The sequence below is a fragment of the Collinsella aerofaciens ATCC 25986 genome, assembly GCF_964239575.1.
GTDB classification, from domain to species: domain Bacteria; phylum Actinomycetota; class Coriobacteriia; order Coriobacteriales; family Coriobacteriaceae; genus Collinsella; species Collinsella aerofaciens_BQ.
On sequence record NZ_CAXSQQ010000034.1, the window covers coordinates 1 to 17,697 of the forward strand.

The window sequence follows — 17,697 nt, forward strand, 5'->3', positions numbered from 1 at the left end:
GACAGCGGATTGGGTCATATGAGCGAAAACGCCCCTAAGCGAGCAAGGTGACGTGAAAGAGGAGGGAAGCGTACTTCAGTACGCGACCGACGATTGAACGTCAGATTGCCGCTTGGGGGCGTTTGCAGCGTCGACTGGTTACGCGGTTTGGCAAAACCGCGCAACTCTACAGCTGGCGCAGACCTTCCTCGAGGCCGGTTTTGCTGTTGGTCTTCTCGTCGCGCATCTTGATGACGCGGGCGGGGACACCGGCCACGACGGCGCCGGCGGGGACATCCTCGACGCACACGGCGCCGGCGGCAACGACAGCGCCCTTGCCTACGTGCACGCCCTCCAGGACCACGGCGTTGGCGCCGATCATGACATCGTCCTCGATGATGACGGGCGTGGCGCTGGCGGGCTCCACAACGCCTGCCAGCACGGTGCCAGCGCCGATGTGGCAGTTCTTGCCCACGGTGGCGCGGCCGCCCAGCACGGCGCCCATATCAATCATGGAGCCTTCGCCAATGACGGAGCCGATGTTGATGATGGCACCCATCATGATGACGGCGCGATCGCCGATCTCGACGCGGTCACGGATGATTGCGCCCGGCTCGATGCGGGCGTTGATGCCCTTAAGGTCGAGCATGGGCACGGCAGAGTTGCGGCAGTCATTCTCGACATCGTAGTAGTTGATGGAGTCGGCATTGGCATCGAGGATGGCCTTGAGCTCATCCCAGTCGCCAAAGACGGTCTTGCCGCGACGGCCGCCGTAGACATGTGCGTCGCCCCAGGCAACCTTCATGCCGGGCTTCTCGCGCACGTACAGCTTGACAGGTGTCTTTTTGGGCGCGGTGGCGATGTAGTTGATAATCTCCTGGGCATCCATCTCGGCTGCGTTACTCATATGCTGTTTCTCCTTTTCGTGGATACGGTTGATACCTGGTTAGGCAAACATCACCTGGTCGAAGGTGTAGAAGCCGGGGTCGCGGGTGACGAGCTTCTGAGCGGCGGCCAGGGCGCCGTTGACGAAGATCTGACGGCTCGTGGCGCGGTGGGTGAGCGTGACCTCCTCGTCCTGGCCAAAGAAACTCACTTCGTGGACGCCGGCGACAGTGCCACCGCGCAGCGAGTGCATGCCGATCTCCTTGGGATCGCGTGCTCCGCACATGCCCTCGCGGCCATAGACGGGGTGGTAGCCTGCCTCGGGCTCGGCTTCGACGACGGCGTCGAGCAACAACTTGGCAGTGCCGCTGGGGGCGTCGACCTTTTGGTTATGGTGCGTCTCGACGATTTCGCAGTCAAAGCCGGGCAGCTCGCGTGTAGCTTGCGCTACCAGATGGCGCAGGGCTGCGATACCGATGGAGTAATTGCCCGAGTGCATAACGCGGGTGTTCTGGCCCAGCTCACGCAGGCGGTCCATCTGCTCGGGGGTGTAGCCTGTGGTGCCTGAGACCAACGCCGCGCCCGTGCGCTCGACATAGGCGACGACGGCGTCGAAGGTCGCGACGTTCGAGAAGTCGATAATCACATCGGCAGCCGGTGCGTTCTCGAGCTCGCTCAAATCGAAGCCAATCTGGGCCACGAAATCAAAAACGGGCTGCCCGGCGGCATCGACAATGCTTTCGGCGGTGGTGCGGATGAGCGAGCCCATGCGGCCCGTTCCCATAATGACGGTCTTAATCAAGCAGACCAGCTCCCTTCAGAGCATCGGTAAGTGCGGATCGCGTGTCGTCTGCCATAGGGCACAGCGGCATACGGTAGTTTGCCTCGATCATGCCCATCTGGGCGAGCGCTTCCTTAACGGGGATGGGGTTGACCTCGCTAAAGAGGGCATTGATGAGCGGCTGACCGGCAATCTGGATATCGCGGGCGCGCTCCACGTCGCCGTCCAGATAGGCGCGGCACATGTCGTGCACGAGCTGCGGCTGAACATCGGCCCACACGCTGATGGTGCCCGAGGCGCCCAGGCTCATGAGCGGCACGGTAAGCGCGTCCTCGCCCGAGTACATGCGGAAGTCATCGGATAGCAGGTGGGCGATCTTGGCCGCGTAGGCGACGTTGCCCGAGGCCTCCTTGATGCCCATGATGTTGGGGTGCGCGGCCAAGCGCTCTACGTTGCGCTCGCTGATGCCGCAGCCACAGCGGCCAGGGATGTTGTACAGAATGCAGGGGATGTCCACGGCGTCGGCGACGGTCTTAAAGTGCTGATAGATACCCTCTTCGTTAGACTTGTTGTAGTAGGGGGTAATGAGCAGCAGACCATCGGCGCCCAAGCCCTGGTAGGTGAGCGACTTGGTGAGCATGGTCTGCGTGGAGTTGGAGCCCGAGCCGGCGATGACGGGGACGCGTCCTGCAACATGCTTGACCACGGCGGCGACGACGGAGTTGTCCTCGTCATCGGTCATCGTGGCACTCTCGCCGGTGGTGCCCAGGGTGAGGATGGCGTCGGTGCCGTTTTGCAGGTGGAAATCGATAAGGCGCTCGAGCGCGTCAAAGTCGACGCTGCCGTCTTTTTTAAACGGCGTAACCAGGGCGACGATTGAGCCCTCGAGATTGCGGATGTCCATGTTCTTCTCCTTCGCCTCCGCGATCTGGATGCGTTTGTTCCATTGAGCTGCGACTGCTAGGCTCTCGTCTTGGGCGCGACGGCGGGCACTTTCGGCGCGCGACTTGGCCAGCAGCTCTCGGCCGCACGGCAGCACGTCGAGCGTGGCAAAGTAATCGCCCGGGCGCTCGGCGCGGCGGATAAGGTCGGCGGAGCCGTCGGGGCGCAGCAGCACCTCGGCGGAGCGCAGGCGGCCGTTGTAGTTGTAGCCCATGGAGTAGCCATGCGCACCGGTATCATAGATTACAAGCAGGTCACCCATGTCGATATGCGGCAGCTCGCGATCGATAGCGAACTTGTCGTTGTTCTCGCACAGATTGCCCGTGATGTCATAGGTGTTCGTGACGGGCGCTGTGGCCTTGTCGGCGCCGCCCGGCTGACCCATCACCGTGATGTGGTGGTAAGCGCCATACATGGCGGGACGAATGAGGTCGACGGCACTGGCGTCTACACCGATATAGTCCTTGTAGATCTGCTTCTCGTGGATAGCCTTGGTGACCAGGCAGCCGTAGGGGCCCATCATAAAGCGGCCCATCTCAGTGCAGATGGCCACATCGCCCATGCCGGCGGGAACCAGGATCTCGTCGTATGCCGCGTGTACTCCCTCGCCGATGGCGCGAATGTCGTTGGCCTGCTGCTCGGGCAGGTAGGGGATGCCGACGCCGCCGGACAGATTGATGAAGGCGACGTGTGCGCCGGTCTCGCGCTCCAGGCGTACGGCAAGCTCAAAGAGGATGCGCGCGAGCTTGGGGTAGTAGTCGTTGGTGACGGTGTTGCTGGCAAGGAATGCGTGGATGCCAAAGTCCTCGGCGCCCTTGGCCTTGAGCATGCGGAAGGCCTCGAAGAGTTGCTCGGTGGTCATGCCATATTTGGAGTCGCCCGGGTTGTCCATGATGCCGTTGGAGAGCTGGAACAGGCCGCCTGGATTAAAGCGGCAGCTGACCGTCTTGGGGATGGGCCCCGCAACGCGCTCAAAGAACCCGATGTGGCTGATGTCGTCAAAGTTGACGATGGCACCCAGCTTGTCGGCGAGCTCAAAGTCGGCAGCCGGTGTGTCGTTGGATGAGAACATGATGTCGTGTCCCGTGATACCCAGTGAGCGGGCGATCATGAGCTCGGTATAGCTCGAGCAATCGCAGCCGCAGCCGTATTCGTTGAGAATGGAGATGAGCGCCGGGTTGGGGTTGGCCTTGACGGCAAAGTATTCCTTAAAGCCCGGGTTCCATGCAAAGGCGTCGCGCACTTCTTGCATGTTGCGGCGGATGCCCGCCTCGTCATATAGATGAAACGGCGTGGGGAACTGCTCGACGATATGCTCGAGTGTCTCCTTGTCCACAAACGGCTGCTTGGCCGCATATGCCTCGTTGGGGGTCAATGCCATGTCCCGTAAACCTCGCTATCCAGACGGCGCCATCTGCGCATCGAATCCGCATAGCGTGGACCCAATGTCCGGATAGCGCTCCCGCATTGCTGCAGACAGTCCTGTGGGTGTTTCCCACAGGCCCACCAGGTTGTTCGTGCCCGAAAAGCCCAGTTCGGCGGGTTTCGCCTCCCCACGGGGTCAAAGCCTGCCGGCTCGCCCGCGGTTCTTCGTGCCCGCGCCTCTATCAAGTGGTAACGACCCTACCACGTTGCACTTTACCAAACAAGAGTATTCGTATATAACGTTTAAAAAATGCAGGGATATGCTGGAAACATGTGCGCCACAATCCTGTATCACAATAAGTTGCAACAGATGTGCCTCACGAAGGGATCCTCTATGACCGAGCTCCAAGAACTCCGTCGCTATCGCCGCGATCTCCATCGCATTCCGGAGCTCGATTTCGATCTTCCGCAAACCATTGCCTATATCGAGGGCGTGCTGGCACCGCTCACCTGCGAAGTGACCCATCCGTGCCCCAGCTGCGTCTGTGCTTTCTTCGACGCCGGCGTTGATGCCGCGCATGCCACGGCGATTCGCGCCGATATGGATGCGCTGCCCATCGCGGAAGCGACGGGAGCGGCCTTTGCCTCAACCCATCCCGGCAAGATGCACGCTTGCGGACATGACGGACACATGGCCATGGCGCTTGCCGCCGCGACGTATGTCGACCGTACGATTCGCGAGCATCCGGGCGCCATTAGGCGCAATGTTCTCTTTGTGTTCCAGCCGGCCGAGGAAACGACCGGTGGTGCCAAGACGGTATGCGAGAGCGGTGTGTTCGAGCGCTATGGGGCCGACCGCATTTTTGGCTTCCATGTGTGGCCCGATCTGCCCGCCGGCACGTTGGCGAGCTGCTCCGGTCCGTTGCTGGCGCGTTCGAGTGAGACACACATTCATATTCACGGGACGAGCATCCATATTGCTAAGACCTATGGCGTTCCGGTCGAGGAGTCGCACGATGCGGCACTGGCGGCTGCCAAGTTCTTGGTTGCCGAGCGCGAACTGATGGATGAGCTGGGTGCCGATGAGCCCTGCATTGGCAAGTTCGGCCTGCTGCAGGCAGGCACCGTCTGCAATGCGGTGGCGGGGGAGGCCCATGTTGCCGGCAGCCTGCGTGTGTTTACAGACGACATGTTCGACCGGGCACGCGAGGGCGTGCGCCGCGTGCTGGACGATGCCTGCGCTGCAACGGGCTGCACGTACGATCTCGACTTTGCCGAGGGCTATCCGCCGGTCGACAACGACCCCGAGCTATTTGCCAGCGTCGCGCCTGCCTTGCCCGGGCTGCAGCTTATGGAGGAGCCGCTGTTAATTGCCGAGGATTTCGCGTTCTATCAGCGCCATTTGCCGGGCGTGTTTTTCCTGCTGGGCACGGGTATGCCAGAGGGCCAAGACAACCCGAGTGACTCGGATGGCTGCCCCGCCTATGCCACAAGCGCTCTGCATACCGATAGCATGCTCTTCGACGAGGAAATCCTACTCAAAGGCCTCGATGTCTATAAACGATTGCTTGTGATGGAGTGACGATGGAACGACGCCGACAGTCTGCCGTATATAGTCCGGGTGGATGCGGGTGCGGTTTGCTGCTGCTTCCGGTTATTGCTGTGAGCATTGGCGTGATGTTTGCGCTTGCCGGGCTTGCCGCGGCAGCACTTGTGCTGTTTATCACTGCCATCGGCGTGACGATTTGGCTTTATCGCAGTCGTGAACAGCGCCGCGCCGACGGTAAGACCAATGTAGGATGGATTGCCTTTTTGGTCATCGCCTACCTGCTGAGCATCAGCTATTTGGCCTTCTTTATCCTGTTGATGATCAGTGCCTTTACCGGGGAATCCGTCACGGTGGGTTGATCGCTGCCGGCAGACGGTCGCGCGCAGTGCGTTTGCTCGGCGTTTGGATAACTGCATTGGTCGTTTACCGCAGCCTTAGCTCTCAGCTAATGAATTCAAGTTCAATCCTTCCTACGATGTGCTGTGTACCGGCACGGTAGCCGGATCGTAGGAAGGATGAATAATGGCAAAAGAGGGAAAGAAGCCAATCGGTAAGATTGTCCTAGGCATCATCGTGGTGCTGGTTATTGTCGGTGCCGTGGGCTCTATGGGCGGCAACTCAACCGATTCGTCTGCGAGCGATTCGGCAAAACCTGCCGAGACGACACGGCAGGCTGAGGAGCAAAAAGAACCGCAAGAACCGTATACCATTGCTGACGAGGCTGAAGACACTTCCAATCAGTTTACCTATAAGATCACGGGCACCCTGACCAATAACACGGACAAGGAAAAGAGCTACATTCAGATTGAATATGTTCTGTATGATGCCGATGGCAACCAGGTTGGAACGGCTCTTGCAAACACCAATCATCTGAAGGCGGGCGGCTCCTGGAAGTTCGAGGCGCTGGGTACGGTGTCTCCCGACCAGGTTGCTAGCTGGGAGCGTTCGGACGTAAGCGGTTTCTAGCATGTTGCATGCACTGGGGGAGGTGAAGTCGTATGTCCGATAAAAAGCTGACCGAGGAGTTGCTCAATGAGCTTCTCGATGCGCCGAACATCGATGGCTATATCAGGGAGCACGACTTTGCCGCCCCGTCGCTTTCGGACTACCTGAAGCAGCTACTGCAGGAAAAGGGCTTGGAGCGCTCGCGCGTGGTCCGTATGGCTGATCTCAATGAGACCTTTGGCTATCAGATCTTTACCGGTGCGCGTCATCCGAGTCGCAATAAGGTGCTGCAGATTGCCTTTGCGATGGCGCTGACGCTCAAAGAGACCAACCGTGCGCTGACGGCTGCCGGGGTAAGCGTCCTTAACTGCAAGGACCGCCGCGATGCGATTATCATCTTTTGCATCGATCGCGGGTGCAGTCTCCAAAAGGTCAACGAGGAACTGTATCGCTTTGGCGAGGAGACGGTGAGTTAGCGGCTGATATCTGAGCCGGTAGAGCTGTCGAACAACGATGCAAACGAACGGGGCGCGGATGCCATGGGGTGTCTGCGCCCTGCGCTATGATGGAGGCTATGGATACTCAGAGCCCAACATATTCCGATGACGAGCTGACCGCAGCGCTTGCCGAGCACCTGGCGTCGCTCGATCGCGACGACAGCTATCGCGTGGAGCGTGTACTTAAGCGCTCGTCCGTTGAAACAACCGAGCTCGTGTACTTTGAAGGAACCGGCGGTGGTTCGCTCGGCCCCTTTGTCCGTAAACGCATCGATGCTTCGGCTCAAATCGGCGGGGCATACGAGCGCCTGTTTGCCGCTCAGCGGGCAGGCAGGCGTTTTGAGCACCTGCCCAGAATCGTCGATTGTCGTCGTGTGGGCGACGAGCTCAACGTGGTTATGGAATACATCGAAGGGGAGACACTCGGGGCGCTGGTGGACCGTCTGGGAGCCACCCCCGATTATGCGCGTGAATTGTATCCTGCCCTATGCGATGCCGTGGGCGAGCTCCACGCCGGTTTTGCAATGGCGGGGGAGACGTCGGCGCCGGTGATCCATCGTGACCTCAAGCCGTCGAATATCATCGTGACGGGTGCCAACTATACGCCTGATGACGGCCTGACATTTTCATCGCTGGTGATTATCGACTTGGGGATCGCTCGCGTATGGCGCGACGGCGCCGATGCCGACACCGTCAAGTTTGGCACGCGACCCTATGCGCCGCCCGAGCAGTATGGGTTTGGGCAGACGAGTGTGCGCAGCGACGTCTACGCACTTGGCGCCCTGTTGTTCTTCTGCTTGACGGGAGTCGACCCTAAACCAGGGCTCGACATGCGCGAGCAATGCGAGGCGCGCGGCATTCCCACTCCACTTACCGATGCCGTCTGCATGTCGATGGCGCTCGACCCGGCCAAACGTTTTGCGAGTGCGGAAGCGTTGGGACGGGCGACGCGCGCGGCATACGATCTAAGTCGCCCCGTGCGGCCTCCTGCGCCTGCGCCTGTCCGTACTCCGGCCTCGGAGACGGCGTTGACGCCCCAAGGGCTCCAGAACCCCGCAGGGCTTCCTAGGCCTGCCGCCTCCGCTGCATGCGGTCTGCTCTCTCGCGTTCCGGAGTCTCTGGGGCGCATTTGGAATACGCTCGTCTGCTTCTCGCTGCTTGTGTTCTTTGCCGGAAGTCACTTTGCCGTCTTTCATCCCACCGGAGCAAACCAAAGCTACCCGACGTGGCTTCTCATAATCGAGTATTTTTTCTTTGTCGATGGCCTTATGGTGCTTATGCATTTCGCACTGCTCGATAAGCGCCGTCTTCGTCGGCGATTCGCACTGCTCGACAGCTATCGCGGCAAGAAACTCGCGAAACTCTGGCTCAAGGCATTGGGTGTGCTGCTCCTATGCATGATTGTCATAGTCGCGGTTGCCAATGCGACCGGCGTCGTCGATACCTCCGCTACCTAAAAGAAAAGGACCCCATTGGGGCCCTTTGCAGTTGCACTTAGATGCGGTTCATCTGAGCGGCGACTTTGTTGTACCAGTCCTGCCACGTGGGCGGGCAGTACTTTTTGGCCGCTGCCGGGGTAAGGGTGGAGCCGTAGTTGGCGCCCAGATAGGCAACGTGAGCGGAGATGCCCTCGCTCCAGCTGCCAAAGCTGCGCCAACCGCCGCCACGTGCACTCCAGCCCCAGGCGTTGTAAGAATTGGCGCAATAAGCACCCTTGGTGCTCTCGATGCAGGCGATGGCGGGGGACCAACGGGGGTCGACACCGGTATTCCAAGCGGCGACGGCAAAGTTATAGCCCTGGCCTGCCATGGGGGAGCCGGCGAGATAATTGTCGATGCGGCCTGTCCACTCATTAATGAACGAATCGTAATCGGAGCTACCGGTATTGGCGTTGTTCACCGTGGTGTCGATGGTGGTGTTGGTGTTGGTGGCCTGGCTGCTGGAATTGCTGCCGCTTACGCCCTCGCCCGAGAGCTTCTCGGCGGCAGCGGCCTTATCGGCCTCAAGCTTGGCAAGCTCGGCGGCATTTTCCTGCTCGGCTTTTGCCTGCGCCTCGCTGCGGAGCTGCTGGGCCTGCGCCAGCGCATCCTCGGCGTTTTTCTGCTCTGCCTCAAGCTGAGACTTGGCCTGCTGGAGCTCAGCCTTGTTCTGCTCGAGTTCGGTTTGCATGTTATTGAGCTCTTCGATCTCGTCGACGCTCGAGCTCGTGATCTGGTTGGTGTATTTGCAGGTCGTGATGAACTCACCCAGGCTCTGTGCGTTGACCAGGAAGCTCACGATGGGATTGGTGCCCTTCTGATACTTGTACAGATCGCGCATGGCGGAGCTTGCCTTGGCCTGCTGCTCGGGAAGCTTGGCCTCGATTTCCTCGATGCTTGCCTCATTGGAGTCAATCTGCTTTTGCAGGTCATCGAGTTTGGTGCGGGCGTCGTTGTAGGCGCTCGTGGCGGCTTCGATCTTCTGCTGGGCTGCGGAAAGCTGGTCCTGCGTTGCCTGCGAGGCGGCATACGCCGCAACGGGGGAGAGCATCGGCGTGGCCGTCAGCGCAACGGCGAGCACGGCGCTCGTGATGATACGAGCCGGCTTCGACGCAATGAGCGCTGCGGTGCGATGATTCGAATGCTGCATCCAGTCCCTCTGCAATCAATCGTAGGTTATGGTTCGAACGGTATTCTACTACTGCTTTCGACCTCAACTTGAACCTTAAAGGTTCCAAAGGGTCAAGTTGAACTTGAGGCTTTGGCTTTGACCTGCAGTTATGATGAATTGTTGAGAAACCATAGAGTTCAACTTTAACGTTACAGAGCTCTGTTTGAGAGGAGTTTTGGGCTGTAAAAGCCATCTCAACGTGGGGTTTTATAACTACAGCGTGCCCTTCTGGCGAGCCTGCTCAATCTCTTCGAGGGCCTCGGCGGGGGTGAACGAACAGGTGCCGTCGCCGAGTTTGATTACCTGGATATCATCGCCGGCGTAGACCTCTCCGCCCTTTAGTACCACGCCAAAAACGCCCTCGTGGGGAAAGATGCAGTCGCCGGCGAGATAGTAGATGGCACAGCGTGTGTGGCAGACCTTGCCGATTTGGCTGATTTCGACAAGCACCTCGCTGCCAAGCTTGAGCTGTGTGCCCAAGGGGAGCGAGAGCAGGTTGATGCCCCGGGTTGTGAAGTTCTCGCCAAAGTCGCCCTCGTGCACATCGAGCCCGCGCGCCTGCGCCGTCTGGATAGACTCTGCAGCTAAAAAGGAAACCTGGCGGTGCCAATGCCCGGCGTGCGCATCAGAGGCGAGGCCAAATTGCTCTATAACGGTGTCGTGCCCGTCGGCGACGGGCGACTTGCGCGTGCCCTTGTGTGCCGACGTGTTGATCGAGACAATGCGGGCGGGTCCGTTGTAGGCGTCGTTTGCCGTGCACAGGGGAGCGGTCGCTTTCGCACGTTCTGCCAGCTCGCGCCTCGCGGCATTGAGGATGGGATTATCGGTCGGATGGTCTTGGGGCACGTGTGCGCCTTTCGCTCGAAGATGTCAATATACTGAATCCTACAACAATGGTAGGTTCATTGCCCATTGTCATACAACGGCGAGCGCCGTCTTCGTGCTGGCCTTCGTGCTGGACGATTACGTCGATTGCCATAGATACGGTGGAGCTTTGGGCGCCGGCGGCTTGGCACGCTAGAATAATTCAGCTGCGCAAAAACCGCCCGTTGTGTGGGCAGTTCATGATAGGAAGTTTCCATGGCATTGCAATTTACAGAGCGCGAGTTCATTCCCGTGCTGCTCGGTGGCGACATCAACGCCTATTCGGTGGCGCGCGCCTTCTACGAGGAGTACCAGGTCAAGAGTCTGGTCTTTGGCAAGTATCAGACGGGTCCCGCGTACCGCAGCCAGATTATCGACTACACGCCCAACGTGGATATCGACACCATGCCCGTGATGCTCAAAACCGTCAACAGCATTGCCCAAGCGCATGCCGACAAGACGATTGTCCTTGTGGGCTGTGGCGATAACTATGTCGCTCTCGTGGCTCAAGCCAAGGATGCTCATGAGCTGGCGGATAACATCGTCGCTCCCTACGCGCCCTACAGCATGCTCGAGCAGTGCCAGAAGAAGGAGATCTTCTACGAGCTGTGCGAGAAGCATGGCGTGCCCTATCCGCACACGTTTACCTTTACCAAGGCGATGCTTAATGCCCAGGGTGAGGCGCCTGCCGAAGTGCTCGACCAGATCGATTTTCCTTACCCGATGATTCTGAAGCCTTCTGACGGCATCATGTGGTGGCAGCATGAGTTCGAGGGCCAGAAGAAGGCCTATGAGATTGCCGACCGCGCCGAGCTGGAACAGGTCATTCGCGATTCGTATGCCAGCGGCTACACCGACGACCTGATCTTGCAGGATCGCGTGCCCGGCAACGACGAGTACATGCGCGTGCTCACCAGCTATTCCGACCGCAACGGCAAGGTGCGCATGATGTGCCTGGGCCATGTGCTGCTCGAGGAGCATCAGCCCCACGGTGTCGGCAACCATGCCTGTATCATTACCGAGCCCAACGACGAGCTCATGGGCGGCGTGCGCAAGTTGCTCGAGGACCTTCACTTTGTGGGCTATTCCAACTTTGACGTTAAGTACGACGAGCGCGACGGCTCGTTTAAGTTCTTCGATTTCAACACGCGCCAGGGCCGCAGCAACTACTACGTTACCAACAGCGGCTTTAACGTTGCCAAGTATGTGGTGGACGAGTATGTGTTCAACCGTCCGTTTGAGCCGGAGTTTGTGACGGCTCAGGACGAGGCCCTGTGGATGGTCGTCCCCATGGGCGTCGTCGACAAGTACGTCAAGGATCCCGAGCTGCGCGCTAAGGTGCATCGCCTGGACAAGGAAGGCAAGGGCGCCGACCCTTCGTTTATGAAGGGCGACTTTGTCTTTAACCGCTGGCTGCGCATGTGGCACACCAAGCTGCGCCACTTTAAGCTGTTCAAGACGTATTACAAGTAGATGAGCGCGGCGCCCGTCCGGTTTGCATCGGGCGGGCGCGGGTATGATACGCGCAATTGCGCAAGCGTCATCAAGGAGGCGGCGATGGAAAAGCTGGGAGTTATCGGCGGCATGGGCGCCGAGGCCACGTCGTATTACTACGACCAGGTGGTGCGTCATACGGCTGCTGCCTGCGATCAGGAACATATCGACATGGTGGTGCTCTCCAAGTCGACCATGCCCGACCGCACGTTGGCCATTAAGACCGGCGAGCATGCCAAGCTGCTGGCGACCATGAAAGAGTGTGCCCAGGCACTCGAGTCGCTGGGCTGTGCGCACATTGCCATTCCCTGCAACACGTCGCACTACTTCTACGACCAGATCCAGTCGTTTACGAAGGTGCCGATTATCCACATGCCGCGTGAGTCGGTGCGCTATGCTCTGGCCGGTGCGGTGATGGGGGAGTGCGAGTTCGACCCCAACCTGAGTATGCCGGCCGAGCCGGTGCACAAGATTGGCATCATGGGCACCGACGGAACCGTGGGCGCGGGTGTCTACGGCCGCGAATGTAAGGCTGCGGGTGTTGAGGTCGTCTATCCCAGCGAGAAACGTCAGAACGATGTGATGTCGCTTATCTACGATGATGTGAAGGCCGGACGTGAGCCCGATATGGATAAGTTCGACCGCGTGATGTGGGAGTTCGCCCGTAGCGGCTGCGACCGCGTCATTCTGGCCTGCACCGAGCTCTCGGTGTTGCAAAAGTACCGAGAGATTCCCGAGATCACCCTCGACGCCATGGATGTCCTGGTGCGTGAATCCATCATCCGTAGCGGCGCTCCCTACCGCCTCTAGCTTCCGACCTGTCAAAAAGGGACAGGTTAATTTTGGTAGGTTTTATCTGGTGAAACAGTAAAGGCCTCGGCTCGTTTGGTGCGAGCCGAGGCCTTTTGCATTAGGCGGTTGGTGCTGACGATGAGCTAGAACAGGAATCCCAGGATGATGAGGACGGCGCTGATGACGAGCACGGCGATATCCAGACCCTTGATGGGATAGCGTTTGTACGAGCTGGCGCGCGTGCGCAGGTAGAAGCCGCGCTGCTCGGCGGCAAGCGCGGTGGCGTCGGTCTTGCCCACGCTCGAGATAAGCAGCGGTACGCACAACGGCAGCATGAGCTTGAGCTTCTTGATGGGGTTCTTGGTGTCGTACTCGACGCCGCGTGCGGTCTGCGCCTCCATGATGGCGTTCATCTCCTGGCCAAACACCGGCACAAAGCGCAGTGCCGTGGTAAAGGTAAAGGCATAGCGATAGGGCACGTGCAGCACCTCGACGCAGGCGTTGGCAAGGTCGTTGAGCTTGGTCACCATGAGCATGAGGATGAGTGGCAATGCCACACCCAGCAGACGCAGGCAGGCCTTTGATCCGGTGATGAGCCCCGTGTCGGTAACAAAGCCCCATATCACGTTGCCATCGCGCATAAAGGCCAGCTGGAGCAACAACATGATAAGTGCGAGCGGAATCAGCAGCTTGAGCAGCGAGAACAGGCGATTGACGACGCCGGCGTAGGCGCCCAGCGCAAGGGTGAGTGTCAAAAAGCCCAACAGCGCCACATAGGTGTCGGACAAGAAGATGCCGATGATGATGGCAGCGGCAAGGCCCAGTTTGACGACCGGGTTCAGGCGATGCAGCAGTGTGTCGCCCGGCATATAGTCGATGACGTTAACCACGGCGGACCATCTCCTTGGTAATGCGAACGATATCGGTGACCTCGCTCACCTGCGCAAAAGCGGGGGAGACGGAGGATGCCAAGCGGCGCGAGAGCTCAATGACCTGGGGCGGTTCCACGTAGGCACGTTGCATGAGTTCAATATTCGAGAACAGCTCGTGTGTGCGTCCGCGGTCGAGGATGCGGCCGTCGGCCATCACAACGATGCGCTCGGCAAAGTCGGAAACGACTTCCATATCGTGGCAGACCATGATCACGGCACAGCCGCGCTCGGCCATGGTTCGCACCGTTTCCATGACGGTCATGCACTCGCGGTAGTCAAGGCCGCTCGTGGGCTCGTCGAGCACTACGATCTTGGGCTCAACCACTACGACGGAGGCGAGCGCCACCATTTGTCGCTGGCCGCGCGAAAGCGAGAAGGGTGCCTCGTCGGCGGGCAGACCAAAGCGGTCGATGACGAGCTGGGCACGACGCAGGGCCTCGGCGCGGTCGATGCCGGCAAGCTCCAGGCCAAAAGCGACCTCGTCGAGCACGGTATCCTTGCAGATCTGGCGGTCGGGGTTTTGAAAGAGCGTTGCGACCTCGCGGGCGATGCGGCTCGTGGGAACCGCGGCGGTGTCCAGACCCGTAACACGCACGCTGCCCGAGGCGGGCTTAAGCAGGCCCGTGAGCAGCTTGGTGAGCGTGGTCTTGCCGGCGCCGTTTTGGCCGACGATGCCCACGAGCTCGCCGGGGTAGAGGGTCAGGTTGAGGTCGTGGACGGCGGCACCGCCGTTGGGATAGGCAAACTCAACATGATCGAAGGTGAGCACGGGTTCGGCGTCCTTGGCATGAGGGCGCAACGACGGGGCATGCGGGGAGCCCGCGGGAGCCTGGGCTTCGCTGGCCGCGTGCGCGGGGTCGACGATGCCCGAAATCAGACGCTCGGCCTCATCGACATCTAAGCAAGGGGTGCCGCTTACCAAGCCATCGGCCTCGAGACTGTTGAAGATACGCGTGACGCGGGGGCAATCGACGCCAATGGTGCGCAGTTCATCGGTATGCGCGAATACCTCGTGCGGCTCGCCCTGCAGCGCGATTTCGCCATGGTTGAGCACGAGCACGCGGTTGCAATACTCCGAGAGCAGGGCGACTTTTTGCTCAACGATGACGATGGTGATTCCAAGTGCGCGGTTTGCCTCACGCAGCGTCTCGAAGACCAACGTGGAGCTGGCGGGGTCGAGTGCCGCGGTGGGCTCGTCGAGAACCAAGACGCGCGGACGCATGGCGAGGATGGCGGCGATGGCCACCTTCTGCTTCTGTCCGCCCGAGAGTGTGGCGATCTCGCGGTCGCGCAGGTCGCTGATGCCGACGGTCTCGAGCGTTTCGCTCACGCGCTGCTCGATCTGGTCGTGGGGAACGCCAAAGTTCTCGAGGCCAAAGAGCATCTCGTCCTCGACGACCGAGGCGACCATCTGCGTGTCGATGTCCTGCAGCACGCTGCCGACGATTTGCGACACGTCGGTGAGCGAGGCTTCGCAGGTGTCGTGGCCGTCAACCATGACGGACCCGAAGAACGTGCCGGTGTAGTGGTGGGGCACAGCACCCGATAGGCAGGCGGCAAGCGTGGACTTGCCGGCGCCCGAGGGCCCGATGATGCCGATGAAATCTCCCTTGTTCACGCCGAGCGAGATGTGGCTGAGCGCCTGTTCGGTCTGCGTGCCATAGGAGAACGAGACATCGTCGACGTTGATGATCGTTTTCATGGATACCTTTCATAGTCATTGGGGACGTTCTTACATGACGAGTCGTTTAAGAACGTCCCCAAAAGCTAGCTGTTTGGGACAGTCTTTGGTGGTGAAGCACGGAGACGGCTTTACGAGGGGCCCCAGGTTGGCGCGAAAGAGGAGCGAAGCGTACTTGGGTACGCGAGCGACGAATGAACGCCAAGATGGGGTGGCTCGTAAAGCCGAGCGGGTTAGTTGAGCCTAAGGGCCTTCTGGATGGGCAGATAGAGGGCGCCGACCAGAATGGCGTTAAAGACGGCGGTCATGGCGACGACGGGCAACATGGCGGCGGCGAGCTCGCCGACCACGCCGAGCATGGCCATCTTGATGACCATGAAGATGACGCCGGAGACAAAGGTGGTCAGGAAGGTTGCGACAATGGCGATTGCGGGCTTGAGCTGACCGTCCTTGCCGGCGGCGTTGACGATGCCGGCCATGAGCATGGCGGCGATGCCCTCGGCGGCAAAATCGACGAACGGCGAAGTGGTGGTGATCTGGATCACGGCAGCCGAGATGAGGCCAATGACGAGCGCCTGGCCGATGTTGGGGCGAACGACCAGGATGGTGAGGCAGAAGGCCGAGATGATGAACTCGGGGCTGATCATGCCGCCCGAGATGCCTGAGATGGCCTTGCCGACGGTGAAGTTGAGGATGAAGCCGGCGGCGAGCAGGATGGCGAGCAGGACGAGAGCGCGGACGTCGAGTTTGCCGCGGTCGGCGGTCTGGACGGTGCGGGGCTGGGTGGCGGTGGTGTTCTGAGACATGGTGAAAATCCTTTCTGAAGGGAAGCGCAGGGGAAAAGCGGAGGCGCGTGATGCGAATGCGATCGGGCTCGAGATAGAAAAAGGCCCCCGGTCGAAACCGGAGGCCTTCCAATCACCTAGAGCGCAAAAACAGGCGTGAGGGACTCACTGTCGACCGATCGTATTCGCATCACGCCACCACCAGTTGTTGAGAGACTTCATCGTGTTCTTCATCTTGGTGGCTCCTTTCGTGATGCCGTGGCGCGGTCGCACCTTGTTGCTGTTGCGCTGCACTATAGCACAGCAAAGTGTGTGCGGGGAAATCTTTTTTGAAAAGATTTCAGCGGTGTTTCCCGCCGGTCAAAAAGGCGGGCGGGACGAACCGTGCCATCCCGCCCGCACCAGTGAGGGATTACTCCTTGTTGCGGCGATAGAGGATATAACCGCCTGCGGAGATGACGGCAACGCCAGCGATGGCGAATGCGGCCACCATGCGGCCATCAAAACGATCGCCAGTGGTGGGCAGGTCGCCCTTGGTGTTCGTCTTGTTGGTGGTTACCGTGGTCGTGGTATCCGACTTACCAGGCTTCTCGGGCTTGGTGGCGGGCTGCTCGGGCTTAGCGGGCTGCTCAGGCTTGCTGGGCTGATCCGGGGTACCGGGCTGTTCGGGCTTACCGGGCTGCTCGGGAGTGCCGGGCTGATCCGGGGTGACCGGGTCGGTGGCAAGGGCGTCCTTGGCGTAGGTGATGGACTCCTTGAGGCCCTTGGTCTCGGTGTTCAGGTCGCTCGGGGTGAAGCGCTCGTCAAAGTTTCCGGCCTTCTGATAAGCGCGCATCTCCTGGAGCAGGGCCTTGCACTTCTTATAGGTGTTCTCGGTGGCAGCCTTGCCTGCCTTGTTGGCCAGAGCGGTGCGACCCTCGGTGGTCGTCTCGGCCAGCATAGCGGCGTCAACTTCCTTGTTCTGCTCGATGAGCTCGTTCTGGAGCGCGTCGAGGTAGGTGCGGACACTGGTACCAAGGGTGTCAGGGTTCTCAAAGCAGAGCGAGCTGATGTCCATGAGGACGTAGTTAATGGAGTTCTCGGGCTCCTCGTTGTACACGACGTCTTTCGCATTGCAGTGGTCGAAGGAGACGGTCTGATCGCTGAAGTAGGGGCTAACTTCAGTTATCAGAGCGGAGTACAGCGGGATGGCGACAGAGTACGCGGCACGGGAGAGCATTTCCCACTGGATGGTAGCGACTTCGGGATCATACCCGCGACGAATCTGGAAGAGATTGATCTCGGTGTTGCGCTCGCTGCCGATGCAATAAACGCCATCAGTGTTCGCGTTGAGACCAGGGACGTTCTCTCCGCGGTTGCCGAAGGCACGAATCAGCTCAAAGGTGCTCCAACCAGACTTGCCAGGCTTGAAGAACAGAGGCTGGATTTCGCTGACCATAGCTCCCTTTTGGACGGGTTTTCCATCCTTATCGGTGATAGTTTGGTAGTGTCGAGAAAGTTGGTGTAGAGCCCCATCCGAAGCGAGTCGGCCCGGCGTCCTAGAATCTGGAACACGGT

The 17,697-nt window shown here is 59.8% G+C and carries 16 protein-coding genes and 1 riboswitch; of the genes, 7 read left to right on the top strand and 9 right to left on the bottom strand.

Going from position 1 to position 17,697, the window contains the following annotated elements; translation table 11 throughout:
- Positions 1-166: 166 nt before the first annotated feature.
- Genes dapD through dapA form a run of 3 tightly spaced genes read right to left on the bottom strand, consistent with a single transcriptional unit; the run spans position 167 to position 3,968 of the window.
- On the bottom strand, positions 167-886 hold the full coding sequence (gene dapD, locus ACESUZ_RS09525) for a 2,3,4,5-tetrahydropyridine-2,6-dicarboxylate N-acetyltransferase (RefSeq protein ID WP_373199805.1): 720 nt from the start codon (positions 884-886) through the stop codon (positions 167-169).
- A 39-nt stretch (positions 887-925) separates the two neighbouring features.
- Positions 926-1,666, bottom strand: coding sequence for a 4-hydroxy-tetrahydrodipicolinate reductase (dapB, locus tag ACESUZ_RS09530; protein WP_373199807.1), 741 nt, complete (start codon positions 1,664-1,666; stop codon positions 926-928).
- The gene (gene dapA / locus ACESUZ_RS09535; RefSeq protein WP_373199808.1) at positions 1,659-3,968 is read right to left on the bottom strand and encodes a 4-hydroxy-tetrahydrodipicolinate synthase; all 2,310 of its coding nucleotides are present in this window, start codon (positions 3,966-3,968) and stop codon (positions 1,659-1,661) included. Before dapA ends, dapB begins: the two co-directional genes overlap by 8 nt.
- 65 nt (positions 3,969-4,033) lie before the next feature.
- A riboswitch (Lysine riboswitch) is annotated at positions 4,034-4,202 on the bottom strand.
- 144 nt (positions 4,203-4,346) lie between these two features.
- Between dapA and ACESUZ_RS09540 the strand changes: the two genes are divergently transcribed.
- The 5 genes from ACESUZ_RS09540 (at position 4,347) to ACESUZ_RS09560 (ending at position 8,400) form a co-directional block, all read left to right on the top strand.
- Positions 4,347-5,534, top strand: coding sequence for an N-acetyldiaminopimelate deacetylase (locus ACESUZ_RS09540; RefSeq protein WP_373199809.1), 1,188 nt, complete (start codon positions 4,347-4,349; stop codon positions 5,532-5,534).
- 2 nt (positions 5,535-5,536) lie between these two features.
- Complete coding sequence (locus ACESUZ_RS09545; protein ID WP_195919778.1) at positions 5,537-5,860, top strand: hypothetical protein; 324 nt, start codon at positions 5,537-5,539, stop codon at positions 5,858-5,860.
- Between the two features lie 163 nt (positions 5,861-6,023).
- On the top strand, positions 6,024-6,467 hold the full coding sequence (locus tag ACESUZ_RS09550; RefSeq protein ID WP_006234331.1) for an FxLYD domain-containing protein: 444 nt from the start codon (positions 6,024-6,026) through the stop codon (positions 6,465-6,467).
- 32 nt (positions 6,468-6,499) lie between these two features.
- On the top strand, positions 6,500-6,922 hold the full coding sequence (locus ACESUZ_RS09555) for a hypothetical protein (RefSeq protein ID WP_006234330.1): 423 nt from the start codon (positions 6,500-6,502) through the stop codon (positions 6,920-6,922).
- 98 nt (positions 6,923-7,020) lie between these two features.
- On the top strand, positions 7,021-8,400 hold the full coding sequence (locus ACESUZ_RS09560) for a serine/threonine protein kinase (protein ID WP_373199811.1): 1,380 nt from the start codon (positions 7,021-7,023) through the stop codon (positions 8,398-8,400).
- A 37-nt stretch (positions 8,401-8,437) separates the two neighbouring features.
- On the opposite strand, the gene ACESUZ_RS09565 is transcribed toward ACESUZ_RS09560, so the two are convergent.
- Both ACESUZ_RS09565 and ACESUZ_RS09570 read right to left on the bottom strand, forming a co-directional pair.
- Positions 8,438-9,571 (bottom strand): coiled-coil domain-containing protein, encoded by a 1,134-nt coding sequence (locus ACESUZ_RS09565; protein ID WP_373199812.1) that lies wholly within the window; start codon positions 9,569-9,571, stop codon positions 8,438-8,440.
- Between the two features lie 234 nt (positions 9,572-9,805).
- A complete protein-coding gene (locus ACESUZ_RS09570) occupies positions 9,806-10,438 on the bottom strand; it encodes an MOSC domain-containing protein (RefSeq protein ID WP_226812443.1) in 633 nt (210 codons plus the stop codon).
- 234 nt (positions 10,439-10,672) lie between these two features.
- Here ACESUZ_RS09570 and ACESUZ_RS09575 point away from each other — a divergent pair, with 234 nt between their 5' ends.
- Both ACESUZ_RS09575 and ACESUZ_RS09580 read left to right on the top strand, forming a co-directional pair.
- Entirely contained in the window at positions 10,673-11,929 is a 1,257-nt protein-coding gene (locus ACESUZ_RS09575) for a carboxylate--amine ligase (protein WP_373199814.1), read from the top strand.
- Between the two features lie 84 nt (positions 11,930-12,013).
- Positions 12,014-12,760 (top strand): aspartate/glutamate racemase family protein, encoded by a 747-nt coding sequence (locus ACESUZ_RS09580; RefSeq protein WP_373199815.1) that lies wholly within the window; start codon positions 12,014-12,016, stop codon positions 12,758-12,760.
- 125 nt (positions 12,761-12,885) lie between these two features.
- On the opposite strand, the gene ACESUZ_RS09585 is transcribed toward ACESUZ_RS09580, so the two are convergent.
- The 4 genes from ACESUZ_RS09585 to ACESUZ_RS09600 form a co-directional block, all read right to left on the bottom strand.
- Complete coding sequence (locus ACESUZ_RS09585; RefSeq protein WP_373199817.1) at positions 12,886-13,632, bottom strand: energy-coupling factor transporter transmembrane component T family protein; 747 nt, start codon at positions 13,630-13,632, stop codon at positions 12,886-12,888.
- The gene (locus ACESUZ_RS09590) at positions 13,625-15,376 is read right to left on the bottom strand and encodes an ABC transporter ATP-binding protein (protein ID WP_373199818.1); all 1,752 of its coding nucleotides are present in this window, start codon (positions 15,374-15,376) and stop codon (positions 13,625-13,627) included. The genes ACESUZ_RS09585 and ACESUZ_RS09590 overlap by 8 nt, the downstream gene beginning before the upstream one ends.
- Positions 15,377-15,588: 212 nt before the next feature.
- Positions 15,589-16,161 (bottom strand): hypothetical protein, encoded by a 573-nt coding sequence (locus ACESUZ_RS09595; RefSeq protein ID WP_373199820.1) that lies wholly within the window; start codon positions 16,159-16,161, stop codon positions 15,589-15,591.
- Between the two features lie 391 nt (positions 16,162-16,552).
- Positions 16,553-17,578 carry a hypothetical protein gene (locus tag ACESUZ_RS09600; protein WP_373199822.1) on the bottom strand — a complete coding sequence of 342 codons (1,026 nt, stop codon included), beginning with the start codon at positions 17,576-17,578 and terminating at the stop codon, positions 16,553-16,555.
- Positions 17,579-17,697: the final 119 nt, after the last annotated feature.

Bases quoted from the DNA above. Each gene is read 5' to 3' on its own strand.
- ACESUZ_RS09555 (WP_006234330.1), top strand. From the start codon at position 6,500: ATGTCCGATAAAAAGCTGACCGAGGAGTTGCTCAATGAGCTTCTCGAT.
- ACESUZ_RS09550 (WP_006234331.1), top strand. From the start codon at position 6,024: ATGGCAAAAGAGGGAAAGAAGCCAATCGGTAAGATTGTCCTAGGCATC.
- ACESUZ_RS09580 (WP_373199815.1), top strand. From the start codon at position 12,014: ATGGAAAAGCTGGGAGTTATCGGCGGCATGGGCGCCGAGGCCACGTCG.
- ACESUZ_RS09590 (WP_373199818.1), bottom strand. From the start codon at position 15,376: ATGAAAACGATCATCAACGTCGACGATGTCTCGTTCTCCTATGGCACG.
- ACESUZ_RS09575 (WP_373199814.1), top strand. From the start codon at position 10,673: ATGGCATTGCAATTTACAGAGCGCGAGTTCATTCCCGTGCTGCTCGGT.
- dapD (WP_373199805.1), bottom strand. From the start codon at position 886: ATGAGTAACGCAGCCGAGATGGATGCCCAGGAGATTATCAACTACATC.
- ACESUZ_RS09545 (WP_195919778.1), top strand. From the start codon at position 5,537: ATGGAACGACGCCGACAGTCTGCCGTATATAGTCCGGGTGGATGCGGG.
- ACESUZ_RS09565 (WP_373199812.1), bottom strand. From the start codon at position 9,571: ATGCAGCATTCGAATCATCGCACCGCAGCGCTCATTGCGTCGAAGCCG.
- dapA (WP_373199808.1), bottom strand. From the start codon at position 3,968: ATGGCATTGACCCCCAACGAGGCATATGCGGCCAAGCAGCCGTTTGTG.
- ACESUZ_RS09560 (WP_373199811.1), top strand. From the start codon at position 7,021: ATGGATACTCAGAGCCCAACATATTCCGATGACGAGCTGACCGCAGCG.
- ACESUZ_RS09600 (WP_373199822.1), bottom strand. From the start codon at position 17,578: ATGGTCAGCGAAATCCAGCCTCTGTTCTTCAAGCCTGGCAAGTCTGGT.
- ACESUZ_RS09595 (WP_373199820.1), bottom strand. From the start codon at position 16,161: ATGTCTCAGAACACCACCGCCACCCAGCCCCGCACCGTCCAGACCGCC.
- ACESUZ_RS09540 (WP_373199809.1), top strand. From the start codon at position 4,347: ATGACCGAGCTCCAAGAACTCCGTCGCTATCGCCGCGATCTCCATCGC.